41 protein-coding genes, 1 tRNA gene and 2 pseudogenes are annotated in these 25,446 nt (G+C 33.8%); 9 read left to right on the forward strand and 35 right to left on the reverse strand.

Annotation, left to right across the window (positions count from 1 at the left end):
- Window positions 1–3 precede the first annotated feature (3 nt).
- From D1003_RS05925 to D1003_RS06080, 34 genes and pseudogenes are all read right to left on the reverse strand, one after another.
- On the reverse strand, window positions 4–732 hold the full coding sequence (locus D1003_RS05925; RefSeq protein WP_260393341.1) for a hypothetical protein: 729 nt from the start codon (window positions 730–732) through the stop codon (window positions 4–6).
- A 2-nt stretch (window positions 733–734) separates the two neighbouring features.
- Window positions 735–2,165: a phage portal protein gene (locus tag D1003_RS05930; RefSeq protein ID WP_153936111.1), complete on the reverse strand. Its 1,431-nt coding sequence runs from the start codon at window positions 2,163–2,165 to the stop codon at window positions 735–737.
- A 16-nt stretch (window positions 2,166–2,181) separates the two neighbouring features.
- Window positions 2,182–3,654 (reverse strand): phage terminase large subunit, encoded by a 1,473-nt coding sequence (terL, locus tag D1003_RS05935; protein ID WP_153936112.1) that lies wholly within the window; start codon window positions 3,652–3,654, stop codon window positions 2,182–2,184.
- Window positions 3,647–4,222, reverse strand: a complete 576-nt coding sequence (locus tag D1003_RS05940) for a hypothetical protein (protein ID WP_153936113.1) — start codon at window positions 4,220–4,222, stop codon at window positions 3,647–3,649. The genes terL and D1003_RS05940 overlap by 8 nt, the downstream gene beginning before the upstream one ends.
- Before the next feature lie 263 nt (window positions 4,223–4,485).
- Window positions 4,486–4,599, reverse strand: a tRNA-OTHER gene (locus D1003_RS05945).
- A 113-nt stretch (window positions 4,600–4,712) separates the two neighbouring features.
- Window positions 4,713–5,114 (reverse strand): hypothetical protein, encoded by a 402-nt coding sequence (locus D1003_RS05950; RefSeq protein ID WP_153936114.1) that lies wholly within the window; start codon window positions 5,112–5,114, stop codon window positions 4,713–4,715.
- A gap of 68 nt (window positions 5,115–5,182) precedes the next feature.
- Window positions 5,183–5,803, reverse strand: coding sequence for a hypothetical protein (locus D1003_RS11085; protein WP_153936115.1), 621 nt, complete (start codon window positions 5,801–5,803; stop codon window positions 5,183–5,185).
- A gap of 18 nt (window positions 5,804–5,821) precedes the next feature.
- A complete protein-coding gene (locus D1003_RS05960; RefSeq protein ID WP_153936116.1) occupies window positions 5,822–6,094 on the reverse strand; it encodes a hypothetical protein in 273 nt (90 codons plus the stop codon).
- A 7-nt stretch (window positions 6,095–6,101) separates the two neighbouring features.
- A pseudogene (locus D1003_RS05965) lies at window positions 6,102–6,358 on the reverse strand (hypothetical protein).
- Entirely contained in the window at window positions 6,359–6,484 is a 126-nt protein-coding gene (locus D1003_RS11220) for a hypothetical protein (RefSeq protein WP_260393342.1), read from the reverse strand. It abuts the pseudogene before it with no gap.
- Between the two features lie 2 nt (window positions 6,485–6,486).
- The gene (locus tag D1003_RS05970) at window positions 6,487–6,702 is read right to left on the reverse strand and encodes a hypothetical protein (protein ID WP_153936117.1); all 216 of its coding nucleotides are present in this window, start codon (window positions 6,700–6,702) and stop codon (window positions 6,487–6,489) included.
- Between the two features lie 138 nt (window positions 6,703–6,840).
- Window positions 6,841–7,353 (reverse strand): hypothetical protein, encoded by a 513-nt coding sequence (locus tag D1003_RS05975; RefSeq protein WP_153936118.1) that lies wholly within the window; start codon window positions 7,351–7,353, stop codon window positions 6,841–6,843.
- Entirely contained in the window at window positions 7,343–7,672 is a 330-nt protein-coding gene (locus D1003_RS05980) for a hypothetical protein (protein ID WP_079206589.1), read from the reverse strand. The genes D1003_RS05975 and D1003_RS05980 overlap by 11 nt, the downstream gene beginning before the upstream one ends.
- Window positions 7,662–8,411, reverse strand: a complete 750-nt coding sequence (locus D1003_RS05985; protein ID WP_153936119.1) for a hypothetical protein — start codon at window positions 8,409–8,411, stop codon at window positions 7,662–7,664. Before D1003_RS05985 ends, D1003_RS05980 begins: the two co-directional genes overlap by 11 nt.
- Window positions 8,412–8,434: 23 nt before the next feature.
- Window positions 8,435–8,680, reverse strand: a complete 246-nt coding sequence (locus D1003_RS05990; RefSeq protein ID WP_153936120.1) for a hypothetical protein — start codon at window positions 8,678–8,680, stop codon at window positions 8,435–8,437.
- A 59-nt stretch (window positions 8,681–8,739) separates the two neighbouring features.
- Window positions 8,740–8,886, reverse strand: coding sequence for a hypothetical protein (locus D1003_RS05995; RefSeq protein WP_153936121.1), 147 nt, complete (start codon window positions 8,884–8,886; stop codon window positions 8,740–8,742).
- 6 nt (window positions 8,887–8,892) lie between these two features.
- Window positions 8,893–9,342 carry a hypothetical protein gene (locus D1003_RS06000; RefSeq protein WP_153936122.1) on the reverse strand — a complete coding sequence of 150 codons (450 nt, stop codon included), beginning with the start codon at window positions 9,340–9,342 and terminating at the stop codon, window positions 8,893–8,895.
- Between the two features lies 1 nt (window position 9,343).
- Window positions 9,344–9,565 carry a hypothetical protein gene (locus D1003_RS06005; RefSeq protein ID WP_153936123.1) on the reverse strand — a complete coding sequence of 74 codons (222 nt, stop codon included), beginning with the start codon at window positions 9,563–9,565 and terminating at the stop codon, window positions 9,344–9,346.
- A 105-nt stretch (window positions 9,566–9,670) separates the two neighbouring features.
- Window positions 9,671–10,006: a hypothetical protein gene (locus D1003_RS06010; protein ID WP_153936124.1), complete on the reverse strand. Its 336-nt coding sequence runs from the start codon at window positions 10,004–10,006 to the stop codon at window positions 9,671–9,673.
- Entirely contained in the window at window positions 9,985–10,215 is a 231-nt protein-coding gene (locus tag D1003_RS06015) for a hypothetical protein (RefSeq protein ID WP_153936125.1), read from the reverse strand. The genes D1003_RS06010 and D1003_RS06015 overlap by 22 nt, the downstream gene beginning before the upstream one ends.
- A 3-nt stretch (window positions 10,216–10,218) precedes the next feature.
- On the reverse strand, window positions 10,219–11,337 hold the full coding sequence (locus tag D1003_RS11385; RefSeq protein ID WP_311709872.1) for a DUF4942 domain-containing protein: 1,119 nt from the start codon (window positions 11,335–11,337) through the stop codon (window positions 10,219–10,221).
- Window positions 11,332–11,613 (reverse strand): annotated as a pseudogene (locus tag D1003_RS11230) (class I SAM-dependent methyltransferase); the annotation flags it as partial. The pseudogene D1003_RS11230 and the gene D1003_RS11385, both read right to left, overlap by 6 nt.
- Window positions 11,614–11,624: 11 nt before the next feature.
- Entirely contained in the window at window positions 11,625–12,023 is a 399-nt protein-coding gene (locus D1003_RS06025; RefSeq protein WP_153936127.1) for a single-stranded DNA-binding protein, read from the reverse strand.
- Between the two features lie 60 nt (window positions 12,024–12,083).
- Entirely contained in the window at window positions 12,084–12,341 is a 258-nt protein-coding gene (locus D1003_RS06030) for a hypothetical protein (RefSeq protein WP_153936128.1), read from the reverse strand.
- Window positions 12,338–12,595, reverse strand: coding sequence for a hypothetical protein (locus tag D1003_RS06035; RefSeq protein WP_153936129.1), 258 nt, complete (start codon window positions 12,593–12,595; stop codon window positions 12,338–12,340). The genes D1003_RS06030 and D1003_RS06035 overlap by 4 nt, the downstream gene beginning before the upstream one ends.
- A 32-nt stretch (window positions 12,596–12,627) precedes the next feature.
- A complete protein-coding gene (gene dnaB, locus D1003_RS06040; protein WP_153936130.1) occupies window positions 12,628–14,034 on the reverse strand; it encodes a replicative DNA helicase in 1,407 nt (468 codons plus the stop codon).
- Window positions 14,024–14,764, reverse strand: a complete 741-nt coding sequence (locus tag D1003_RS06045) for a DUF6291 domain-containing protein (RefSeq protein ID WP_153936131.1) — start codon at window positions 14,762–14,764, stop codon at window positions 14,024–14,026. The genes dnaB and D1003_RS06045 overlap by 11 nt, the downstream gene beginning before the upstream one ends.
- 17 nt (window positions 14,765–14,781) lie before the next feature.
- A complete protein-coding gene (locus D1003_RS06050; protein ID WP_153936132.1) occupies window positions 14,782–15,195 on the reverse strand; it encodes a DUF1367 family protein in 414 nt (137 codons plus the stop codon).
- A complete protein-coding gene (locus tag D1003_RS06055; protein WP_153936133.1) occupies window positions 15,195–16,199 on the reverse strand; it encodes a PD-(D/E)XK nuclease-like domain-containing protein in 1,005 nt (334 codons plus the stop codon). The genes D1003_RS06050 and D1003_RS06055 overlap by 1 nt, the downstream gene beginning before the upstream one ends.
- A gap of 20 nt (window positions 16,200–16,219) precedes the next feature.
- Window positions 16,220–16,930, reverse strand: coding sequence for an ERF family protein (locus tag D1003_RS06060; RefSeq protein WP_153936134.1), 711 nt, complete (start codon window positions 16,928–16,930; stop codon window positions 16,220–16,222).
- Between the two features lies 1 nt (window position 16,931).
- The gene (locus tag D1003_RS06065) at window positions 16,932–17,345 is read right to left on the reverse strand and encodes a hypothetical protein (RefSeq protein WP_153936135.1); all 414 of its coding nucleotides are present in this window, start codon (window positions 17,343–17,345) and stop codon (window positions 16,932–16,934) included.
- Complete coding sequence (locus D1003_RS06070) at window positions 17,342–17,635, reverse strand: DUF3853 family protein (protein ID WP_153936136.1); 294 nt, start codon at window positions 17,633–17,635, stop codon at window positions 17,342–17,344. The genes D1003_RS06065 and D1003_RS06070 overlap by 4 nt, the downstream gene beginning before the upstream one ends.
- Complete coding sequence (locus D1003_RS06075) at window positions 17,632–17,838, reverse strand: hypothetical protein (protein WP_153936137.1); 207 nt, start codon at window positions 17,836–17,838, stop codon at window positions 17,632–17,634. Before D1003_RS06075 ends, D1003_RS06070 begins: the two co-directional genes overlap by 4 nt.
- A 20-nt stretch (window positions 17,839–17,858) precedes the next feature.
- On the reverse strand, window positions 17,859–18,080 hold the full coding sequence (locus tag D1003_RS06080; protein WP_153936138.1) for a hypothetical protein: 222 nt from the start codon (window positions 18,078–18,080) through the stop codon (window positions 17,859–17,861).
- Window positions 18,081–18,212: 132 nt separating this feature from the next.
- On the opposite strand from D1003_RS06080, the gene D1003_RS06085 reads away from it, so the two are divergent.
- A complete protein-coding gene (locus tag D1003_RS06085) occupies window positions 18,213–18,596 on the forward strand; it encodes a hypothetical protein (protein WP_064969691.1) in 384 nt (127 codons plus the stop codon).
- Here the strand turns inward: D1003_RS06085 and D1003_RS06090 are convergent.
- Complete coding sequence (locus tag D1003_RS06090) at window positions 18,585–18,740, reverse strand: hypothetical protein (RefSeq protein ID WP_153936139.1); 156 nt, start codon at window positions 18,738–18,740, stop codon at window positions 18,585–18,587. The genes D1003_RS06085 and D1003_RS06090 overlap by 12 nt on opposite strands.
- Before the next feature lie 25 nt (window positions 18,741–18,765).
- Here D1003_RS06090 and D1003_RS11390 point away from each other — a divergent pair, with 25 nt between their 5' ends.
- From D1003_RS11390 to D1003_RS06130, 8 genes are all read left to right on the forward strand, one after another.
- A complete protein-coding gene (locus tag D1003_RS11390) occupies window positions 18,766–19,530 on the forward strand; it encodes a S24 family peptidase (RefSeq protein WP_221410921.1) in 765 nt (254 codons plus the stop codon).
- A 1-nt stretch (window position 19,531) separates the two neighbouring features.
- Window positions 19,532–20,110 carry a hypothetical protein gene (locus D1003_RS06100; RefSeq protein WP_153936140.1) on the forward strand — a complete coding sequence of 193 codons (579 nt, stop codon included), beginning with the start codon at window positions 19,532–19,534 and terminating at the stop codon, window positions 20,108–20,110.
- A gap of 4 nt (window positions 20,111–20,114) precedes the next feature.
- Entirely contained in the window at window positions 20,115–20,468 is a 354-nt protein-coding gene (locus tag D1003_RS06105) for a hypothetical protein (RefSeq protein ID WP_153936141.1), read from the forward strand.
- A gap of 97 nt (window positions 20,469–20,565) precedes the next feature.
- Entirely contained in the window at window positions 20,566–20,946 is a 381-nt protein-coding gene (locus D1003_RS06110; protein WP_153936142.1) for a DUF3157 family protein, read from the forward strand.
- Between the two features lie 74 nt (window positions 20,947–21,020).
- Complete coding sequence (locus D1003_RS06115; RefSeq protein ID WP_153936143.1) at window positions 21,021–21,482, forward strand: hypothetical protein; 462 nt, start codon at window positions 21,021–21,023, stop codon at window positions 21,480–21,482.
- A gap of 12 nt (window positions 21,483–21,494) precedes the next feature.
- A complete protein-coding gene (locus tag D1003_RS06120) occupies window positions 21,495–21,788 on the forward strand; it encodes a hypothetical protein (protein ID WP_153936144.1) in 294 nt (97 codons plus the stop codon).
- A 175-nt stretch (window positions 21,789–21,963) separates the two neighbouring features.
- Entirely contained in the window at window positions 21,964–23,067 is a 1,104-nt protein-coding gene (locus D1003_RS06125; protein WP_185148331.1) for a site-specific integrase, read from the forward strand.
- A 195-nt stretch (window positions 23,068–23,262) separates the two neighbouring features.
- Complete coding sequence (locus tag D1003_RS06130; protein WP_311709867.1) at window positions 23,263–25,410, forward strand: endonuclease MutS2; 2,148 nt, start codon at window positions 23,263–23,265, stop codon at window positions 25,408–25,410.
- The last annotated feature ends 36 nt before the right edge of the window (window positions 25,411–25,446 follow it).

A 25,446-nucleotide genomic window follows, 5' to 3' on the forward strand; every position in this document is an offset into this window, starting at 1 on the left:
TTACTACTTTTTAAGTGCACAACTTTCTAACTCTGGTCTATCTTCTGTTAGGAAAATTGTTTGAGCCATCATTTTAAATCCACTCATCTTTTCCCTAAAAGTCTCAATGCTTTCCTCTGGATGCACAGAATCTATTGCGGCATATTCTCCAATAGCATTAAACTGATGGGATACTCCTCTTGGAATTTGCATATCCACAAAAGAATTTTCAGGAACGATAAGGTTATATCTTATTTTCTCTACTCCCTCTGGGGTGTCAGGTAAGATATCCTCAAACACTTCTGGTTGAAAAGGCGTTACTCCTTTTATATTTGTGATTTCAAACGGCGCCAATGAACCTACTCTGATTTGAGTACCTGGACCAGTCATCATACGGACAAACCTTAATCCAGTATGAATGTGCATACGCGAACAAATACCTCGCTCCTCTACATTAAAAAAGTCCATAATGTACCTATCGGCGAAATACTCCTCAAAAGGCTTTTCTGCCATATATACCTCGCCCTCTTCAAAGGTTTGATAACGAACGATGCCGTCTTCATCTGGTGTATTAGCTTGTTCTGATACAGACGCATTTCTAACAATTTGTTGAAATTCTGAAACCACCACCTTTGCCACTTCTGCAGGTAACTTCATAATCGGAGTTACAACATTAAAATTAGGGTCTTGAAACCCTGCAATGTCGTGGATTTCATTCTCTGAATCTGGATTGATTTTCATTAGTTTTTCCATAGTTATAGTGTTATAGATTGAAATATATCTTTCTGTTTTTCCTCTTCGATTTCTGTCTTTATGATTTTCCATTCTTCCTGAATATCTTCTGCCAAATTGCCTAACATAACCGAGCCTTGGTGAGAAACAATAGGCTTATTTCCGTTCGCTGTCATCAACATCTCAATTTTAGATTTCAAGTCATCAATCATATAAGGGTTGAATTTAGGCTTAATACTTAGGTTATTAGACGCTTTTTCTAAACTTGGATCGAGCAATTTTCCCACATAGGTTTTGAGCAAGTTAAATCGTCTTTCATAATATTCGTCCCAAATTTCCTCTTTCTCCAATACCTTTAAATGAGCATCCATAAATAACATCTTTAGCATTACTCCACTAATTTGGTTTAGTGCCTTAACACTTTCAAAAGACACATCTGGTGTTTGAGTGAACTTGAAAATATTAGATAAACGGGTGGATATTTCTAATTTTATACTTTCTGGAGAATGGTCCCAAGATAAGATGTGCGCTTTAGTCCCAATAGAGCCTTGTATTACGCCATTTGCTTCTCCTGCTTGTGGTGTAGACATTAGCTCTCCCTCAATAAAAATTTTGGGTGCAGCGTGATAATCGTTTATCTCTGCGTGGCGAGAAAACAACAATTCCAAACGCTCAATATCCGATTGGACATCTCTCCATTCTGCATTCTCCTGACTTGCATAAATAACGGGGATTTTGCCAATAGTTTGGCTTAAATCCAAGTAAACAGGAATTTCATTATTACCATCTGTAATTTGGTCTTTTTCCCAAATACCGTTGGTCTTTTTGTATCGTTGATATTCAGATGAAGTATATACATCTAAATACTCTTGTTTTCCAACAGAAAAAGCTCTTGCAAAAGCCCTCAATTTATCGTATCTATCAAAATGCGGATAGAGATTTTCTCCATTCCAAGGCGTTAGCAATTTTACTCGGATTTTGTACTCACACGGAAAGCCATATTCCTCGTGAGTTTCTGTTTTTTCATAATACCAAACTTCGGCCACTTCTGTAGCTCTGTAACATTCTCTTGCTACTTTTCTGTTGAATGTAGCGGTTTTGTTGTCATCTAATATCTTCTTAACAGCATTAAATACCTTTTCCTCGTCCGAGTTTTCTTTAAAGTGGCTTTTAACCAATTCCACCTCATTACCAAATCCAAACACGACCGCTGTATTAACTATCTTCTTTTGAAAAGGAGCGGAGATACGATTAACTTTTTTAATCCCCGTAACTTGACCTTCTTTGTCTTTAATCTGTTTATCGGATAAGTATTCCGTCTTCATCACTTTATGTTGAGACACCTCCCACTCTTCCTTTAATTCTTTTATATCGGCTCTACCCTCTCGCTCTGTAGTGAGTGCTTTTACCTGTTCTTGCAGGTCTTCTGTTTTCGTAAATTCTGATATTTTCATTTTGTATTAGTTTTCTTTACCATAAAATATTTTGAACCTCTTGGGCATTATTGTTGTTCAAGTGGTAACTTATTTGATAACCGAGTAAATCGACATCTTCATCGTGTGAAGCGTTTGGAAAGCCACATACTTCTTCTAAAAACTCTTCGTTCCAAGCCCCCTCTACCAAAAACACTCGCCCACTCTCTACTGTAGGAGAAGCGGCGTGTAATCTGGTCTTTTTATCATCGGTCGGTGCAGGAATTTCAGCTACATTCAATTTTGTAAATGTTTTAAGCGTTTGAACCACCGACTTCCCAGATGCTTTGGGTTCTATTCTAATGGTTGAATAAGCGTCATAACCCTGTGATTTCACATAATCGGGGACAAACTTTATCAACTCAGGAAATTCTTTACGCACCTTTCGCCTGTCAGTTATGTAAATGTTATTACCAATCTTGCACGATGCGTGTATGCCCGTTGGGTCATTCTCCGATTTATCCGTATAAGCGGTATCCATAAAAAAATGAATGGTAGTCCGTTGTTTGGATTTCATTTTATAGAACTCATCTCTACTAATAATTGTAAACCATTCTTTCTTGACAATGTCGCCATCTTCCGATGTTGGTTTTTCCAAAAACTGCCCATTATATCCTCTTGTTCCTAAATCAACTTTCGCCTCATCTAACGCTTTTCTGTCTAATCGGACAGGGTCTAACAATCCATCTTTGTAGTTATCCTCTAATTCGGGAGGAATAGGCTTCGTTTTTTCCGTTATTTCCGCAGGGAGCTTGATATGTTTAATACTCTCTCCCTTTTTCCCCAACAAATAGCCTGAAACATCTTTTTCGTGAAGCCTTTGCATTACGGTAACGGTTACCGAAACCACTTTGTTGACCTTCCTTGACGATAAGGTTTTAGTGTGGTCTTCCGCTTGTTTTCTATGAGCTTCGCTTTCTGCTTGTTTTGGATTTTGTGGGTCATCGTTAATGATGATATGGGCGTGTTTACCCGTAATAGCACCACCGGTAGAAGTAGTGTATCTTGCGCCATTCTGCGTATTATCGTAAGCCTGCTTTCCGCTCTTATCTTTTCGTATTGCAACATAAGGAAATAGTTTTTGATATTTCTTTGAGTTAATAATATCTCTGCTTTTAATAGCGTGTTCTGTCGCTATATCTGCTGCATAAGAATTAGAGATAATTCTGATAGTTGGATCTACTGCCCATAACCAAGCGGGCCACATAATTGTTACAATGGTTGATTTTGTAGTTCCAGGTGGAATATTTATCAACAGGTCGTGTAGCTTCGGTTTTCTATCAAAAACATTTTGAGCAACCTTTTGCAATTCATCACACAAGTAAGGGATATGCCAATTCCAAACGGGTATCTCTGGGATAATTTCTTTCCAAAATAACTTTACAAAATAGAAAAAAGACTTTTTGCACTCGTCCGCCTGAACGAGATATGCTAATGGTGCTATCTTTTCTATTTTGTTTGTGTTATTCATCGTCTTGGTCTAACTCTTCTGCTAATTTCAATAAGGATTCCCTTTGTTTCTCCGATAAGTTTTTTAATACCTGCTCGGGGTTCTTTATTGTTGTGTTTATATCTGCCTCAAATTTATTTGGTGCGTAATCGCCCTCTATCTTGGATATTTCGGCTCTTATATCTTTTATGGTGCTTTCTATCTTGGAAACCTCTAAAGCGGTCAGACCTCGCTCTTGCGAGATGTATACACCTTGGCTAAAAGTATACGCTAATGTCTTACCTTTAGCAAGGAAATCCTCTAGTCTTTTTATTTGCTTCTCTAACCCTGCTAACCTGTCAATTTTTGTAGAAATAGCTTTCTTTCTTTCCTCTATCTCTATGCTCGCTGTTTCTTCTATTACCTTGTCGCTAATTTTCTTTTGGTATGCCTGAAACTCCTCTGTTGCTTTTTTCCAGTCTTTTATAAAGGTGTTTTCTTTTTTACCCCATTTTACCCCATATTTACCCCAGCAATCCACATAAGACAAAGTAGGCTCGCTTTTCAGCAAGTCTAATATCCATTGTTGTCTTGTCTTTGGATTGTTCATCTTCTTACCCTCTAAAATCTAATCGTAATTACTCTGTATTTGTACTCTATTCTTTTTGTTAAATTTTAAAAAACCCCAACCGACTATTACAGCCAGCCGGGGAAACCAAAACAAAGCCACCAAGCTCTGAAATATCTAAAGAGGGCTGTTAGCTCCGCCCTCACGAGCACTACTTTTTCTGTTAAGGTTGAAAATGATTTACAAAACACCTGCGTTTATAACCGTTTTATAGACTCGCTCAAAACGCCTATGCACCTGTCTTGTGAAGTGGGCAGGACTCGAACCTGCACGAGTTTATCCCTTTCTTGATACGTCTAACAATACTCGGTAGTGCCATCGCACCTCTGATTAGCGTCTACCAATTCCGCCACCACTTCTTTTGTTCTATCTTTTTCTATTAAAAAACTCTTTTATAATTCTGAATATGAAAAGATAGAAAACAACCAATATAGGGACCCCTACCAAAAGATAAAGAGTGAACTTCATTTTTTTATTTAATTAAGATTGGTACATTAGCCTCTGTCGGTATGAAGTATTTATCCCCTTTATTTCCTTTTATAGACTGAATTTGTAAATACTTTATATATTCAGGATTGCCATTTATTGCTTTACCTATTGCTTCAATAGATTGTGCCTCTGCTTCTGCCTTTTTTATAGTTGCTAACGCATCATTTTCTGCAACTTTCAATCTTGCCTGTGATGCTAAAATTGAACTCTCACTTTTAGCCTTTGCCTCTTCTATCATTGCTTTTTTAGAACTTTCAGCTTCAAGTAAAATAGCTTTACCATTACTCTCTGCATCTTTTTGTTGCTGTTCTCTATTAAAATCATAGCAACTGGTAAGGCAAAAAATACCCAACAAACCAAATAATAGAATAATTCTCTTTTTCATTGTTTCTCTTTTTTAATTAAAAAAATCTACTGCAAATATAGTAAAAATTGTATCTAATAGATACAGATTTAGGTGTTTTTTTTACCTAAAATACTTCCTACCAAATCTATAAACCGTTTGGTTTCAAGTTGGTTCGGTGTAGTTCGCAACAACTTCCAACCGAGCCTTGTAGCTTCGTTATATTTCTCCATATCTTTCAAAAAACCAGCTCCTCTTGTATGCCTTCCACCTGTCCATACCCCTCCTTCAACCTCAATCGCTAATTTTTCTTCTACAAAAGCAAAATCAAATCTCCATCTCCTACTGGGGTGGAACTTAAATTCCTCTGTTGGCTCAACACCCAATTCGGAAAAACACAGCTTTGGAAATAAAGAATATTTATTTTGCGTACTCTTATTTTTAGTTAGCTTGAGCAAAATATTGTTGTATTTCATAGATAGGTGTCTAATGATTATTAAATCATTCTCTACACTTTTTAAATAATGAGAAATTGTCGGCTGTTCCGTGTTCAAAAATTTAGATATTTCAGTTTGAGGTATCCCCAAATTCTTATATGCTATTTTAGCAAACAACATTCTTGAGAAAACTTTGTTTTGTTCTCTTGATTTTGATTTTAGCTCTTTCATTGTAATTTGCATTTCTGCATTTACAATTTTAGCAAGCTGTGTTAGTGTTAGTTTTGTTTTCATACCTCAATAATAATTATCTTATAAGTTTTCTTCTACAAAAATATGAACTGGAAAAAGACGGTTTATAAGCTGACAAGTGCCTATATATTTAAGGTTTTTGGTGTTAAATATATGCCCCGTTCCAACCATTACAAGTTTAACCTCTTCTTTTTCGGCTTCTGGGTTTGCTAAAGCCCATAAACAGGGCTTACCATGTTGTTCCTGCACAGTCAATATTTCTGCTCCTTTCTGCATTGAAATGATTTGTTCGTCCTCTACTTGTAAGCTGTATTTGAAAATTACTTTTTTCATAGTCTTTTTATCTTAATCTTATTACTAATTTTTCTGATATATAAGTTTTTCCCATTTTCAGAGTAGCGTAGTCTTCTACATCTACCTGCTTTTGGTCTATTTCCCCCGTTACCTCATCTTTTCTGATATGTAATACACAGGGGTGTCTCTTCCACCTACAACCTTATCAACCACGGTGTATTTGTATGGCTGTTGTTCTATTCTGAAAAAGAATAGAAATGCTCCTGCTAGGAGTAGGACGATTATTATTACTTTCGTTTTCATTTATTCTAAAATTTTTGGATTTTCGTATATGTTACCAACTATTCTAAATACTTCACTTTGAATAGGAAATGTCCAAATAAGCTCTTTGTCAAAAGGTTTTTGTCCTATGTGAAAAATTTTAGCCATAATTACAACTCTTTTAACTTTATTAGTTTCTTTAGAAATTTTATCTGTTTTTCAATTTCAATAATTGAACCTTCTATCATTCCAAGTAAATGACCTCCTAGATAACTGAAACGCAATTCCTCTGCACTATTGATAACATCTATCTTTTGCTTTTGTAATTTTTCAAGTCTTTTGTTGAGCCTTTTTATTTCAATTTCCATTGGTTTGTTTGCACTCATTATTTTCTAATTAAATGTTTACATTTTCCGTCTTTAAATTCAAACATTGATAGTGGGACTATTCCGTTCCCATTGTCTAGCCATCTTAGGCATTGTTCTTTTAAGGGACACTCTTTGTTAGCACATCGGCTAATATCGTTAGGGAGTTTTCTCATTTTCTATTAAATTGTATAAAAAATCTATTACCTCATTGGATTGGTCTTTGAGGTAAGGTTTGGATAAGTCCCATTTAATATTTTTATTATAACCTATTATACTACTAAGATGTTCCGAATCGTGGTAAATATTACATATTGAACCATAAAAATCAACAGTTAAAACAAGAAAAGAGTATAAATATTTTTCGGTAATTTTAACCCACTCCAACACATCGGTCAGCATTGGTTCTTTGCCGATGATTTCTATATCTTCGTCATCGGTATACCTTTTTTCATAACCTAAAAAATTAGAGTTTAAAATAACATAAAAATCATCATAATCTCCTGTATCAGCTATTTGGTTTCCTCCTGTTATTTCTATTACTTTTGCTATATAATCAGCATAGTCGTTAAATTTTATTTTAACCAAACACCCTTCCTCCAACTCCATTAGTCTTGGAAGTTTTTGTCGTATGTTGTCTGTTATTATTTTTAGTTTATCTTTAGTTGTCATTATCTGTAACTTCTAAAAGTTTAAACATTTCTTTTTCTATCTTTTCTATTAAAGCATCGCTTATTGTTACTTCTCCATAACTCCCTACTGAACAATATTGCTCATTTTTGAATGTATCTAGATTTAACTTAAAATATTCTGTCCCGTGAGAAGATGATGTGCCTAGAGCTATTGTTATAGTTCTAAATGGATAATTTTTTAAGTTTTCTTTTCCGAAACGGTCTTCTAGTAACTTTTGGTTTTTGGCAGTTACAGTATACTGTTCGATTGCTTGTTTTAATTTCTCTTGTATATTCATAATACTTGTATTATACTTCATTTATGAGTTTTATTGCAATGTTGTTGTCGTATCTTTTTGTATAATAAAAAGCCTCGCTATCGGTCATAAAGCCTTTAATGTTTAAAGGGACATCTCTTATCCAAATAGGAGTTAGCATATTGTGCAGAAACTGCTCTAGTGTTCTTAATGCTCGTCTTCTATACGAGTTCATATAATCACCATATTTTTCATAATCTTCATAAGAAACACCTACAAGGTTGTTGTTGTATTCTATTAGTTTTTCATAAAAAGCAATGCCATATTTATCCCAAATTTCTTTTTCGGAAACTTCTTTAGGAATTTTATTTTCTTGTCTAAAATCACTTAATAACTCACGATATTTATTTATTTGAAAATCACTCCAACCCTCCTCTTTGTGAAAAGGTAAATATTCGGCTATTTTTTTACTAATCTCCCTCCAAAATTTAACGTTATAGGGGGTGTGTTTTACTATTGCTGATTCTTGATATTTTCCAAATATCATAAATATTACTTTAGATGAATCTAAATTTACAGTTATTCTAAAATCCTTGACAGCAAACTCCCATATCGTTACTCTTTTATAATCATCAACCTCTATCGGGAAGCCAAATCTTTTGCTTAAATAAAAATAACTTTGGAAATATATATCCTTTGTAAACCAACCAAAATGAGTGTCCTTGTCTATCTGAAAGCCTAATGCTTTTGCAACTGTTTCAGTGATTGTTTTGTTACCTGAAAATAGGTTATATCTGCTCATAATTTTTATTTTGTTCTCATCTATTAAATTTTAGGCATATCTGGCACCGAATGCCAAAACTTGACATCTAAACCCTCTTCTAAATCTACCTCTGTCATTATCTTACCGTCTTTTGAGTATATTTCGTTATTGGAAATTCCCCACAAATAACCGTATTCAAGATAGACTAAACAGCCTAGTGCTACCCAGTCTTTTCCATTAGTTATCCAAACGGTTTCATTTTCGTTTGGTAATTCTTCTTCTGTTTTTTTCCAATTATTCGTTGTCATTTTTCAGCGTAACTTATTTTTAGTTTATTTCTAGCCAACATTCTTTTAAATCTTTTTATCTATTTCGTAATCACTTTATCTGGCTCTTCACCTCCATCATTTAATGGTTCAGCACTGCCAATCATAGCCACCGCAGCTAAATACAAGTCTACTATATCTAATAGCTCTTGTTCTGTTAGTTCTAATGTGAATTTCTTTTTTGCCATTTCTTTTTAATTTGCTGATTTGAAATCATCTGGGAGTTTAATTATAATCCCTGTACAATAGACATCTTCATCGTCTAAAACTTTAAACTCTCTAAAGTCTATTCCCTCTTTTACTGAATAACTAAATGCACCGCTTTCGTCTACACTGTAGCCCTCTTTTTTTAGACCTGCATCTAAAATTTCCCCACACCACCAAATCATAAGACCTAGTTGTGATGCTTCAAATTCCAACTCATCATCTTCTATACCTTGCAATGTATCACCGTCCCAACCATAATTATGTTCTATATATTCTGTTAGGTAACAATCCGCACCATAACAATACATAAGGTCGTCAGAGCCTCCTACAATAATGATAATATTGTTTTCTTTAGCTAACTTTTTAGCTTCTTCTGGGACATCTCTTGAGTATTCTATCCCATCGCATATTTCTTTGATTTTGTTTAATATTTCCATTTTATTTATCTTTAGTTTGTTTAATTTTCTTAGTTTTTCTCAATGCATTTTTTAGGTTGATTGCATAAATCTTATACCCATCAATATTAAACTCCTTTAATCCGTTAGGCAATATTTTGGATTTATCTTTTTTCTTGATGTTAGTTTTGCGTGTTGGTGTTCCTATATTTGCATTAAGTGGTATCAATATACTTGCAAACGCTAATAATTCTTTCGATTTCATAATCCTATTTTTTGTTATCTCTAATTGTTAAATAAAATATTATAGCACTAACTATACAAACAATTAAAGCAATTATTGTTTCTTTTAAATTTTCTCCTATTTCTATCATTGTTTATTGTTTTTTAAAAAATCGTAAAGTTCTGCTGCATTTTTAATTTTAACACCAATTGGGTATTTTTTCATGAAATGGGCTTTATGTTTACCTAAACTTGTTGCCCATACATACCACTCTATGTGAGTCATACCATACTTAACCTTAACATCATTCATTGCTTCGTTTAAAACCATTACTAATGCTTTATATAAAAATAGGTTATTGGGTTTTAAGTTAGTTTTAAAATTATCAGGGAAAGCTTTGTTCAAAGCTTCGGCTACTTCATTGTCGTATTTATCCTGATTCTCAATAGCCTCAATGGCTTCTATAAATGTTTGTTTTTGCATAACTCTTGTTTTAATTTTTCTATTTGATTATCTGTGTGTATTATTTTTTCTCTAAGCTCCTTGTATCTCTCTAATACTTTCTTTTTATGTTCTCCATAAAGTTGTTTCATATACTGTAGTTCTTCTAGCTTTTCGCGTATTGCTTCTTTTTCCCTAGCTCTTAATTCTCTTAGGGTGGGAGTTTTGATTTTTAGATAGTTCTGTATCATCTATTAAATTTTTTCTGGTAACACATTTCCTTTTGCTTTAGCATAGGCTCTATTGAGCCTCTCCCAAACATTTTTGTCTTTAAATTCAAAGTGTATCGTACCTTTTTTAAAGCCTTTGTATCTGAAAAACTCCATTTCGTGCCAAACACCTCTTTCAAAATCTTCCCAAGCGTTGAGCCTTTCTATTTTATCATAGTTTTTCCCCTCTAACGCACACAAGACTTTTAGTAAATCGTTAAGGTTGTCCATATATATTGAGCTTTCAACTTTTAAATGATTGCCCTTATGCCAAGATGTATTACACATACACGGAACTATGAATTTTTTATTTAACAAATGCCCTGCGTTGGTAGCCCACCCCTCAACTGCGAATCTATTCTCTTTCGTGTGGCGTGTGTATTTGTCAATAGCTTCAACTAACGAGCGTTTGAAATTATGGTCTTTAGTACCATAGATGACCTCTATCATTTTAAAGATGTTTCTTTTGGTAAAAGGCGTTTGGCTCTTGTATCTCACCCACGCTTCCAAATCTTTCGCAACAGAACTAGTAACATATTTTTCGATATTGAAAAGTTTAAAGACTTTATTCCAAAGTTGCACTTGAACCTCCTTTAGAAATAGCTGTCTGTTTAGTTTGTTTTCTTTGAGTTCAACGCCTATTTTGACCGAAACATAGACCTCGCAGGATTTAGCCATTTGCATAAATAGTTCGGCATCTTCAAATAGCTTTTCTGAATATTTAGCTATTCCTTTGTAAGAGTTGACAAGGCTATCAATCTCGCTGTATTTGGTAATACCCTCCTCTGTATTGTCAATATCAAATCCCCCTGCATTGTCGAAATAATCATTAAAATTTAGGCTCTCGCTTGTAATTGGCTTATAGACTTTGATTAACCCGATACTCACATCGGTTTGTCTTTCTGCATTGCTGAAAACATTGCCCAAATCAGACTTGTAGCCATAAGCCTCAATGATATCATAAATCTCTTCTTTTTCCCTTATGAAAGACCCACTACCGTCTATACTGGAGTAATTACATAGGCTAACAATCTCGCAACCATCAGGAGCAATATTCCAAGCGTGTAAAAAATGCTTTCTGAACGCACTAAACGGTGGATTCATTATGATAGCTTCTACTCCTGCAATAGCTTCTGGTTTTAATTCCAAAAAGTCTGTGCCTACTTGGTTGGCTTTAGTCTTGCATATTTCTGCTAAATCCTTGTTGATTTCACAGAAAAGAACCTCCTTAGCTCCATACTCTTTCAGATAATCTATAATATTACCTTTTCCTGCAGACGGTTCCAATATCACTTTATTATCAATATCTAACTCCATAAGGTCTAAAACCTCTCTAGGAGTAGGGTAAAAGTCTTGGTTGAATAGGTTGTCGTATTTCATTGTGTAGTTTTTTAAAATGGTAAATCGTCGTCATCATCTTCAAAAGGGTCATAACTGCCTGATGGTTCTGACGAAGCATTAGTATTTGGCGATGAGGTAACAACAGCTTTTTCTCCTCGCTGAAAATTTATCTTCTTCACTCTAAACTCTTGGTAATACTTTCCCTCTTTTTCGTTGTTAGAATACCAGTCTATATGGGCAATAACCGCCTTACCTTTCGTTAGGTGTTCGGCTATCTTATTTGACTTAGACCAGTAAGTGCAAGGGAGAAAAGTGGCATTTTCTTTGTCGCCGTACTTCTCGTTAATAGCGATAGTAAATCGTATCGCATATATCGCACCTTTTGCGGTGCTTACTTCTCTAGAGGTAGCTTCTCCAGTAAGATTTCCTGCTACTGTTGCATTAAACATTTTTAATAATTTTAGGTTAAACAAATTTACAAAATATGTATCCAATAGATACAATTTTGACTATATTTTTTCTATTGCTTTTAAAATAGCTCCAGCTTCCCTTTTTGATTTTGGGATTTCGGCATCAATATGGGTTAGAACTCCTGTTGGAGGACACGCTGTAAGTTTTCTATTACTATGAATTGTTATCGAGTTCCAATTCATTGGCTCTACTTCTTTTTGGAATGTAGTAGCATATACTCCTCCTTTTTCATTTTTTACAACATTTTTTTCATATCCCATTTGTTGTAAAAATGTTTCAAAATTAAATTTCTTCATTTTTTATAGTTTAAATTGTTAGTTTTTAGAAAAAATAGTTTCCCTCTTGACCCCTCATGGACCTGTATTTTATTTTCTTTGTATAGCTCAATTAAAGCCTTTCTCACTTCCGTCCAGCTTTTCGCTATTTTAATAGTTAAATCTACACCATACACTCCATTATGCCCTCCCGATTTCCTATGCTTTTCAACGATAATGTTATACACTTGGTCCTTAAGATTATTCTCAAAATGGGAAGTCGTCATATTCATCATCACTAAAAGCTGTTGAAGGTTTTATCATCTCATCAAAAAGCATCTTCTAAATCCATTGTTGGCAATGGTGCTTTTTGTTCAAATGTACCCTCATCAATATCTTTAAACTTTTGATACTTGGGTATCCATTTAAGCCTAGTTTCGCTAGTCCCTACGTGTCTGTGTTTTGCGGTTATTATTTCAGCTTCGCCTTCGGTTGGTAAATCACTTATTCCACTCCATTCTACATCCCAAATTTCTATTCCGTAATATTCAGGACGATAGATAAACTGAATAACATCAGCATCTTGCTCTATTGCTCCTGAATCTCTCAAGTCAGAAAGTTTAGGGCGTTTGTTTGGGCGAGTTTCTACTGACCTAGATAGTTGTGATAAAACAACTACTGGGACATTTAATTCCTTTGCTAACATTTTCAACTTTCTTGATATAAAGCTAACTTTCTCGTTACCTTCGGATTTTCCTTTAGCTTCTATGAGTTGCAAATAGTCAATGATTATAAACTTTATACCAAGCTCCTTTTTAGCCACTCTAGCTTTGCTTATAATTCCGTTTAAATCAAAAACACTATCTTCATAGTAGAGAGGCATCTGTTCAATTTCGCTACTGTCGTAAATTTTACTCCATTCACTATCACTTAAATTGTGTTTTCTTAGACTATTTGAATCTATTTCTAGCTCATTAGCTACTAGTCTTGTATGTAGCTGTATGTTAGCCATTTCTAGCGAAAATATCAGCGTAGGCACCTTGTTTTTAGATGCACACCTTGCTAATTCCATAGCGTAAGCGGACTTTCCCATTCCAGGTCTTGCTCCTATGATTATTAAATCGGTAGGTTGCCAACCGTAAAAATGATTATCCATTTTTCGGAAAGGAATAGGAACCCCTCTCGCCATTCCCTTTTTTTGATTTTCTATAAGTTCTAAATGCAAGTCTTTTGACGACTTAATCGCTTTTTGCCCAGCAATATAATCGTATATTTTTCCTATTTCAAAAGAGAAATCATTTAACAAATCAAATGTACTTCCGTCGTCCTTGTAGGCTTTCTCTGTTATTTTGGTTGAAACCTCAATCATTTTTCTAAGGAAAAACTTTTCAGAAACCAACAAGCAATAATGCTCTATATGTGCAGCAGAACTTATACCTATTGTCAAATCTATGATGTACCCATCTCCTCCCGCATTGTTTAATTTGCCTCGTTTTTTCAAGTTTTCTATTACTGTCGCTAAGTCTATTGGCTCGTTATTGGAGTTAAGTTCGCACATAGACTTGTAAATCTCTATGTGCCTAGGGTCATAAAACATTTCCCATTTGTCTTTAAAAATGCTTAGTACCCTTTCTTTTCCTGTTTCGCTTATTAGACAAGCTCCTAGTATCAATCTTTCAATATCTATGGAATTGGGTGGTATTATTCCTTTGCTAGTAATATTTTTATAGTTCATTTCTTTTTAGTTTATGTAACGGCTCCTCCTTTTTTGCATATCTGTCTTTATTTTCTATCCAATTACGAGCATACTTTCCAAGCCTTGCAAACAGCTTATTAGGCTCCCACTCTAAACCTTCTATCACAATAGTATCATTAAAGTCTTGTTTGAACTTTTCAAGATTACCAACTCGCTGTGAATAGCGAATTAAAAATTCTCTTTCATACCTAATAGCATATTTAGTTTCTAAGAATTTAAAAACATTTTCAAAAGGTGGGGGCGTTTTTTCTTTTTCTACTTTATCACTTACACTATCTTTATCACTATCACTTACACTATCTTTATAAGCGATGTTTGCGATAGAATTATCGCCTTGCGATGTTTTGCGATGTTTTGCGATAACTTCCGCCTTTTGCAAAGACATTTTTCCATTTACGACATCTTCATATAAATCTTTATTCCATCGTTTTAGGTTGCCAATTCTTCCTGCTTCTGAACGAGTAGAGCTTGTTTCTTCATACTTTTCATTATCTCTTATAAATTGAGCCTTGAATGGTGCAAAAGCAATTCTGGTAACAAAATCTTCAACCACAAAATCAAATCCTGAATCAGCATCTTGCTCGCATCTTTCAGCTACACGCATCTGATACTCCTTGATTGTCTTGAATAATTTTCCCGCTTGCTTGTCATCCAACTCATCTAATACTGATAATGCATCCAGATGTAATATGAATGATGTTTTACTCATTGCTTTGGTTTTTATTATTAAAAATACTGTTCTACATTATCTATAATATCTTGCTTATCAAAGTGGAAATACTGGACGATTACATCAACCACTCGGCTGTATAATTCGCTAAATTCCATTTCACTCATTTTGGCAAAACTGATACTCTTTGCTTCCCTTTTTATCTCTCCATTAAGGTCCACCCATTCATCATAATACCCCGCCTCAATGATTAAATCTTTTCGCAGCCGCTCAATGTTCTTATATTGCTCCTGATTATCAAATAACATATTGATAAGAGCAAAAAACTTTCTATGAAATTTTATGTTTCTCGGCTGCTTAATTTCAACTAAATACTCATTGTTTGGTTTCAGCTTTTTTGCTTTTTCCCAATCAGAGTTATGGCAGGGAACTAAAGAGCCATTCAGTTGTTTTTGTACATACAACTTCATTAGAATATAGTTTCATCAAATCCAGTAATCCAGCGTGGTTTATGGATAATGTTTTTACTCTTGAAATAATCAAAAGACTTGTAAAACCCTCTATCATCTACCATTTTATCTAGCCTTTTGAGGTAGTGTTCTACCTTTCTTCTTCCATAGGATAGATAATCTTCGCCCACCTCTGCAATTGAGTAGTTGAATTTATCGTCGAATAATATGTATTTGAATTTTGGATTTTCCGCTAAGCCTAAGATTTCTAAGCCTATGCTGTACAATCCAAATTGTACATCATATCCATACTTCTCTATACTTCTTGCAAAGTTGTCTGGATTGCAATCTGAGGTAAATTTCATATCGTGAAATAAAGTAGGAGCGTAAGTATCCAATATTCCTCTAAATTGCCACCCTCCTAATTCAAATTCAATGAATTTCTGAAACTCCTCACACTGTTCAAGTTCAAAAAGAACCTCATCAGACCTCTTTAAATTGTCGGCTATCTTTAGTGCCTTTTCGTAAACTTCTTTACTTACTACCTCTTTACCACTTTCTAAGGCTTTTAAGTAAGGAAATAGATGTTCTAAACTACTTGCAGAGCCTCGTTTGTAAGATTGTGAAAAAGCCTCTTCCACCCGTCCCTCAAATGTATCCAATGGGTTCGTTTTTTCGCAAAAATTTTTCACAAACGCCTTTTGAATGTCCGTTGTCGGTTCATCTGATACTATATCAAAACGCTTTTCAAATTTATGTTCTTCAAGTACCAAGCAGTCCACAAGACTACCAAAAGTCATTGATGCGTTTTTCTCTTTTGGTTTTAATAAATTATTGATAAAATTTACAGGGCTATCCAAATGTTTTAATTTGGAGTAAGACATTGGCAAGTCCCTATTGATAAGCCCTTGTATTATTAAATCCCTTGGCGATAGTTCCGCTTCCTCTATCACTTCTGAAATATGTTTTACCTCGTTAACTTCTTGTTCGGCGATTTCAATCGCCATTGCTTTGGTTGCTCCCATTATTCTTTGATTTTTTATATTTATTTTAGTAATGCTTCAAGGGCTGTTCTGTACTCTTTTTTCATTGCATAGACTTTTCCGTCCTTGTAAGGAGCACCGCTATACTTTTTGAGTACATTTTGAATCTGTTCTTTAGTAGCGACCAAAGCCTTGTTATAACTTTCATCACTTAGCCACTCGTCCACTTTTTTATTGTTGTTTTGGATGGTTGAAGCCTTTTTAGATGGCGTTGGTTTATCTTCATCAATCTTCTTTCTAAGGTCATTATCTATATCGTCCTCGTCCGTTGGTATGTGGAAAAACTTCAAAAGAAAGTATCTCTCTGCGTATGTGAGTGCAGAACCTAAACCCTTTTCCCAATCATTCTGACCGTTAGCACCAAAAAGATTTTCGTCTTTTTCGCCCGTTTCCGTATCTATCCAAGTGAACTTCATCATTACCTTGGATAAGATTTCGGATTTTGGTTTAGGGTATTCAATCTGTTCTTTAATACCTTTTTCATTTTCAACCATTTTTTTAGCCGTAACAGAATAGTCTTGTCTTTCATTTTCTATGCTCAAAATCTCTTGCTTAAGTATTAGACCAAGTTCATTCATCAATGGTCTTACAAACTCTAATACTTTAGCTCCAGATACATACTGATAACCATAGCTTCCACTTCCAGAGGAAGCATCTTTACCTAAACCATTTACTTTGGCTTGGATTTGCAGTAATTTTTGGTAGATATTCATTTTAATAGTCTTTTATAATTATGTTATTTGTTAAATAGTCTTCTATTTCTATTTTTTCGTTTTTGGACAATCTATATTCCCGATGCTCATCGGCTTCATCGTCCCATTTTTCACACCATAAAACCTCTACCTCTATTCTAGTATCCTTAATGTTAAGTTCTTTTTCTTCTGGCTCCTCCAGGGTGGCTTTTCTATGTATAGCGACAATATCAACCCCACATCTTATGTTTAGTCCAAAATAAAACTCGTCCCAATCCACAAAATGCCCTTCTATCTTGAAAAAATGGTTTGTGAATTTTATTGAGTTATAGCCATACATTTCGCTATCCTCAACATAATCACTAATACAAATGTTTATTTCTTTTTTTTCCTGTTTTAGAAATTCTATCGCCGTGTTGTAGGTGGTGGTTGTCATATCTTATTCTGTTTTTTAAGTAATTCTAAAGTTTTAGGACCATCAAAAACGAGCTTTCTCCCGTCCTGTACCATCGCCTCATCTATTACTCCAGAGTTCTTTATCTGTTGGGCTTTGGTTCTTCCGCAACCTAACAGTTTGGCTAATCCGTCTAATCCGTGTACTAGATGCTCTCCTGTAAAATCGTGTGTTGTAGTTTCTTGCTCAACTATTATTGAAAATAGTTCTAATACCTCAGAGCCTGTCATCGTGAGTAGTGGCTTTTCAAGAATGTATTGAGGAATTTTCATTTTTTTGAAAATTTTGAGTGATACAACTTTTCTATTTGGTCATAGTTTGGGACTTTCTTCGCATAGGCTACGAGCATAAGGTCGTCCGCCGTATGGATATTATCGCACTCTTGCAGGGTTTTATAAATCATTTTACCTAAACCCTCTTTTCCGCTTTTGGAAGTATTGATGTTTGGTTTTGCTAGAATAGCTATATTGGTCATTTTGGTTTGGTTTTTAAAAGTTATAGTGTTATAGATTGTTTGTCTTCTTCAAAGATTTCTTCTCTTGACAACCCTGTTACTTCTTCTAGAATTTTCACATTTTCAGGAAGTCTTAAATCTTTGTAATCTTCCCTTAACCAACGCTTCACGGTGGTGTCTGGCTTGTTAAGTCCTGCTATAAGATTCCCTAAATATTTAGGTTGCCTTAATAACATTTCTTTTATTTCTCTCTTTAGTTTCATATTTTATTTTTATTTTTGAACTCAAAACTGTTATGCAAATATAATACAAAATTGTATTGCACAAAAACAGTAATGATACATTTTTGTATTAAATTATTTAATTGATTGAAAATCAATATTTAAAAATTCAATATGGAATTAAAGGATTTTATAAAAGAAACACTTGTACAAATAAATAATGGAGTAAAAGAGGCTCAAGAAGAGTGCCTAAAGAGTAATGGGCTTATAAACCCAATGCTCGATATCCCTCTTTCTAATGAAGAAAAGTTTAATGTAGATGGAAAATACTACCCTGCAACAAAAGTGGAATTTGAGATAGGTCTAACAGAAATAGATAAAGAAGCAAATAAATTAGGAATAGGTGTATTTTTACCAAAGATTGGCATAGGAGGACAAACCGAAAATGCAAAAAATCTGCAATCAACTACTAATATCAGATTTAGTATTACAGCCGTTTTCCCTTATATAAACAGAGAGGGAAAACATATACCTCTTTCTTCAATATCAATCATCTAATACCTTTTTTAAGCGTTCCCAATCTAATGTAGTTTGAGTAAACGCATTACTTGGGTCAGTAAGCTTATCAAGATATTTAAGATAAATGGTAACAAAAAGTTTTTTGTGATATTTTCTTTTGAAATAATTAAGGAATTTTTTCATAAAATGAATTTTATACTACAAAGATATGAAAAAAACAATACAAAAAAGTATTAAAAACGATTTAAAGGAGAGATTAAATACTGTTTATAACTATCTAAAAAAAACGACAGAATTTACAACGCAAACACTTTTAGCTGAGAAGATAGGATATACACGCTCTAATTTTTCAGCTGCATTAAATGGAGATGAGAGGTATCTGACAGAAGGTATTGTTGATAAAATGGTAGAGACTTTTCCGCAGTTAAATAGAGAGTGGTTCATAACAGGCAAAGGCGAAATGCTAAAATCCCTGGAAGAAAGCCCGATAAAAGGCGACGAAGTGAAAGCTGTACCTTATGATAACTATATGATGGTGGAGTATGCAGACTTAGGAACTTCAGCAGGTATCCTAGGAGGTGGTGATAACCCTGCATATCTTCCAGAAACCAAGAGAAGGCTTGTCCCAAAAGAATTTGATAGTGGGAAATATTTAGTTGTTGGAGTTTACGGCGATTCTATGGACGACGGCTCTAGTATTTCGATACCACACGGAACCGAAATTCTAATTAAAGAATGTATATTATCCAATGGCGAAAAATTACCAATAAGAAACAACTTATTTGTTATTGTTTCTAGGTCAGGTACGGTATTTAAACAAATAATAGAACATAACACAGAAAAAGGATATATTATGTGTAGGTCTTATAATCCGAAGTACAAAGACTATAAAATATTATTAGAGGAGGTTATCCAAATCTTTGTATTTAGAAAGGTAGTTTCATACAGACCATTTATCCCTGAAATAAATTAGTATGGCAGCACTCATAATAATATCAATTATCATATTCTTACTTGTCATTATAGTCAGTAGTATTGGGAATACTAGCTCAAATAACAACAGTAATAAAACTCGTCATTCACTCAATAATAAAAATGATAGATTTATTACTGAAAACACCACAACAAAATTAAATGCTTTAGATAGATATGCTCAAATAATAAATGAAAGTAAACATATAATTGAAAACTCTAAAAATTTAAGAACTATAAAAAGTAGATATCAAGATGTATTGTATAATTGGGAAATGGCTAATAATACCAACCTTGTTGTCGTCCCAAACCAAAAACATTTTATAGAGGATTTTAAAATTCAATATAACTATAATATTGTAAGAGCAGTTGATGAGAATTTTGATGACTACAAACGAAAGGTAAAGGAATTGAAAACGCAAAAAGCGATAGACAACAGAACTGCAAAAATGTTTGAAATGATACAAGAAGCAAAAGATATGCTTGTTGATAGCATTAGTAAAGATTTTACAGAGAAAGAATTGGAAGAACTACACTTAAATACGGAAGAATTTTATTCAAACTTAACAATTAAAAATTAGAATTATGAATAAAATAACTTGCCCTAAATGTAAGTCCTGCAATGTAAGAGATTACAAAAAAGGATTTAGCGCTGGAAAGTCTTTTTTAGGGGTTTTGATTGCAGGACCTATTGGACTTTTTGCTGGAGCAATTGGGAGAAATAAAATCAAACTTACTTGTTTAAATTGTGGCTATTCTTGGTCACCAATAATAAAAAAAGAGTTTAATATAAAGGAAAAGGAAGTAAAGAAAAAGGAAATAAAACCTAAACTACAAACAGAAGAAGAGAGAAGAAAAGAAATTTTTCAAAAAACAGGGTATTCGGCTTCTGACCCTAGATTTACTAAAGTTAGAAAAAGTAAAAAAAATAAGCCTTAGTGCCTAAACTCGTCATCCACCATCGCATAAATGCAGGAACGGATTAAGAGACTTTTTATAAAAATTGAAAATTATTAACTAAAATAAACTTTAATTTATGAAAACAAAACTATTTTTATTGACGATGTTTGCTATCCCTTTGCTGGGATTTTCACAGAAAAAAATTGAAACATTAAAACTATCTGATGGTAATGTAGTTACATTGTACGATGATAATACTTGGAAATATGAAATAACAAGTGAGCAAGTATACGGTTTCTCCTCTTCTGCACCAAAGTCAAGTGGCAGTAGTACAAATAGAAACTATAGTAACAGTAGAAGTTCATCTGTAAAAACAAAAAATAAGAAGCAAAAAAACAGTAATCGTTCTTCATCTTATTCTTCGTCTTCGTACTCTGGATATTGTGGCGCTCCAACTAAAAAAGGTGGTCCTTGTTCAAGGAGAGTTTCTGGAGGAGGTAGATGTTGGCAACATTGATTTCTGCTTCTTTCTTTAAAAGAATATTCTGTCTTCTGGAATAAATTCAAAATTACTAATAAAAAATTAAGATTATGAAAAAAGCATTATCTATAATATTTCTATTTTCAATATGCGCATCGTTATTCGTATCTTGCTCCAAGGACCGAGAAGAATCCGAAAACACCAATCCATACACTAAAAAATCATACATTAAAAATTTAATGATTGGAAAGTGGAAATATTGGGGACACAAAAGTGGTTCTATTTGGGTTGATTCAGGGGAAACCTATATCTATTATTTAACTTTCAATGATGACGATACTTTTAGATATCAACGCATAGATCCGTATGCACCTAGTGATTATACAGGAGAATATATAATTACTCCAGCAACCAGTACAGACAATGCTTACATTACTATTATTCCTAATGATAAAAAATACAGTAGTAAAAAATTGGTTCTTCTTGATTATGATAACGGAAAAGTAACCATATATGATGACTACTCTTATTCTGGACGAGAATGGCTAGAAAAATGGGAAAAACTAAAATAATACTTCACATATATGACGAACATTGACAACCCAATTATCCGCCGTTTTTTCGTAGCAGTAGAGCATTACATTCTCATAGAAGACCTAAGAGGGTTCAGCACATTTTGCAAACTATACGACCTCCCAAGAACTAATCTTCTAAGACTGAAAAAAGAGCCACACAGACAGTTTCACCCGGAGTGGCTCACTTTATTAGTCAAACTCGGATATTCAGCTCATTGGCTACTCACAGGAGAAGGAGAAATGAAACCTAAAGTACCTGCAACTAAGAAAACAAAAAGAATAGTAGAAAAAGAAAATGCTTAAATACTCCATCAAATTTTCTATTAAAAACAACAAAGATGACGAACCTATACCGCTAAGGCTAAGGGTATCGTTCAACGCTTCACGCCTTGAATTGTACCCAAGAATAATGATTAAACCAAGTCAATTTGACAGCGTTAGACAAGTTATAAAAGGGGATACTATCGCAAAGAAAAAAATGTCAAAAATAACAGCTCATATTGATGCTATTTTTGAAAAGTATGACTACGAAAAAAATAGGTATCCAACCCCAAACGAACTTAAAGAAGAGTTTAAGTCCATTTTCAACAAGAATACCCTTGAAAAAAAAGACACACTACTTGATATTTTTGACTTATTTATAGAGCACGCTTCTACCCTAAAACAATGGTCAGAAGGAACTAGAAAAAGCTATATTTCTATCAAGAACCATTGGGCACAATATATGCCTAACAGGAAAATTAACGAACTCTCAGAAAAAGATTTAATGGGTTTCGTCCAGTATTTCCAAGAAGGACCTATCAACCATAGAACAAAGAAAAAAGGGAAACCTCATAGAAATACAACAGTAGAAAAGAATATTTCAGACTTTAAAACAATGCTCCTTTGGGCATCTGATAAGAAATATTATTCTGGAGATTTACACGACACCTTTAAACCTATATTCAAAGGAACAAGCGGAGATTTAAAGGAAATTATATACCTGGAATGGGAGGAACTAATGAAATTGTTTTACTATGATTTTGGAAACGATAGATTAAATAAAGTAAGAGATGTATTTTGTTTTTGCTGCTTTACAGGGGTTAGGTTTTCAGATGTTAAAAAAATCAGACGAGAAGACATACGAGATAACTATATGCTTGTTACCACAGAAAAGACCATTGACCCTTTAAGAATTGACCTTAATGACTATGCTCTAAATATATTGGGAAATTACAATAATGATGAAAACCCTCTCCCTATAATATCCCAAGACAAGACTAATAAATATATAAAAGAGATTGGGGAAATCTTAGAGTTTAACACCCCAATCACAGAAGTTTACTTTGTAGGAGAAAAAAGACACACCAAAACCCATATAAAGAAAGAAGTTTTATCTACCCACGCAGGGAGAAGAACTTTCGTTGTAAATGCATTAAAAATGAATATCCCGACGATTGTTATTAGAAGTTGGACAGGGCATAAAGATGAAAGAGCAATGAAACCTTACATAAAGATTGTTGATGAACTGAAATCAGCAGAAATGAATAAGTTTAACCAGTCTTTCGTCCCCAGAAATACCCCCAAAAAAAACGACACATAATGAAACTAAACAACTTTTATTGAACTATAAAGCCCTCGTACAAGGCTATTATGAAATGTAAAGAATTTTAATAAAATATAAACTGATTCCCGTCTTCGCTACTAAAAACACTCCTTTTTTTAAGGAGTGTTTTTTTATTTTCTATTCAAAAATTACTCTATCTATTGAAAGCCTAATTTTTCTTATTTTTGTGCCGTGCATATTACTAAAGACAGTTTACAAGAATTAGAGTTTCCGCAACTATTAGCGGAAATTGTTCCATACGCCTATTCCTCAAAAATAGCTCAAAAAATTTCGGATTTAAAACCTCTTAAAAAAGAGGAAGCCTTAACTTCATTAAAAAAAACTTCTGAGTTTTTAAGTAGTTTTGAAAGTGAAAATATTATTCCTTTCAATGAATATGAAGATGTGGAAACAGAGCTAAAACTAATGCTTATTGAAAATTTCCGATTAGAAAATAGGGCTTTTATAAAGATTAAAAATATTACTTCCCAAATCGGAAAACTCCAAAAGTTCTTTCCACAGTATTCGGAGATTTTTCCTGAATTATTGAAAGGCATAGAAACTCTTGATTTCAAAAAAGAAATTATTGAGAAAATAGACCATGTCTTTAACAGATTTGAAGAGGTTAAAAGTGATGCCTCCCCTACTTTAAAAGAACTCCGAGACGAAATACAAAAAGCTAAAAAAGCCATAGATGAAAATTTCAATAGGGCTTTAGGAGTCTATTCTCAAAGTGATTTTTTAGACGAAATCAGAGAAACAATTATAGAAGACCAAAGAGTATTAGCTGTAAAATCGGGCTTCAAAAAAAGGGTACAAGGTAGAGTTTTAGGCGTTTCAAAGACAGGTTCCATTACCTACATTCAACCAGAAACCGTAGTAAAACATTATTTTAAACTAAAAGAAAGTTTAGAAGAAGAAAAAAAGGAAATAGACCGTATTTTAAGAAAGCTGACCGCTGAAATAGCTATATTTCAACCTGAAATAGCTTCTTATCAAGACTATATTTTTGACCTAGACCTCACGAGAGCTAAGGCTAAGTTTGCGGAAAAAGTAAATGCGACACTTCCTAAAATTAATGACCACCAAACACTAAGGCTAAAAGATGCTTATCATCCTCTATTATGGTTACAAAACAAGGCTGAGAACAAAGAGATTTTCCCTCAAACCCTTACTCTTACCGAACATAATAGAATCATTTGTATTTCTGGTCCGAATGCTGGTGGTAAATCAATTACGTTGAAAACCGTAGGGTTGCTACAGCTTATGCTCCAATCAGGAATTTTAGTCCCTGTACATCCTAAATCCGAGATGTTTTTCTTTGATAAAGTAATGACGGACATTGGTGATAATCAATCTATTGAAAACCACCTTTCTACCTATTCGTCCAGACTTAAGAAAATGTCGCACATTATCAGAAAAGCGGATAAAAATACATTGCTCCTTATAGATGAATTTGGAACAGGCTCTGACCCCGAACTTGGTGGTGCATTGGCGGAAAGTTTTTTGGAATTTTTCTACGAAAAAAAATCTTTTGCTATTATTACCACTCATTATACCAACATTAAACTGGTAGTAGAACAACTACCTAACGCACAAAATGCAGCAATGCTTTTTGATGAAAATAGCTTAGAGCCTCTTTATAAATTAGAGATAGGACAGGCAGGAAGTTCGTTTACTTTTGAAGTGGCAGAAAAAAATAAAATTCCACCTTTCATCATTCGCTCGGCAAAAAGAAAAGTAGAGAAAGATGTCGTTAATTTAGATAAAACCATCGTAAAACTTCAGCAAGAAAAATTTGAGGTAGAAAAACTAAAAACAGATTTATCTCAGAAAAAAGAATCAGTAGAAGATAAACGAGACAATCTGCAAAAGCTTAACGAGCAACTACAGCAGAAACTTTTTAACTTCCAAAAACTTTATGAAGAAGAACATAGAAAATTACAATTTGGGAACAAGGTAGAAAACTTTATTAAAGACTACATCAATGGGCGTTCTAGAAAGGAACTAGTCAAAGATTTTGTAAAAATATTAGAACAGGAGAAATACCGAAAGCTAGGCTCTGACAAAGATGAATCTAAAAAGTTGCAAGTAATCAAACGCAAAATCACTCAACAGCTCAAAAGGAAAGAGGTCAAAGAGAAAATAGAAGAAACCAATCAAAAATTGGAAGAAAAAAAACAAAAAGAAAGAGCTGTTTGGCTAAAAATAGGACAACGAGTGAGAATTATAGGAAGCACTAGCGTAGGCACTATTGAGAATATTTCTAAAAATAAAGTAACCGTAAATTATGGTTTATTTAAAACTCAAATCAATCCTGACGAACTAGAACGCGTATAGCGCTTTATCTTTATTTTCAACCAAAATAATTGACTC

The organism is Riemerella anatipestifer (assembly GCF_009663465.1).
In the GTDB taxonomy this organism is placed as follows: Bacteria; Bacteroidota; Bacteroidia; order Flavobacteriales; family Weeksellaceae; genus Riemerella; species Riemerella anatipestifer_C.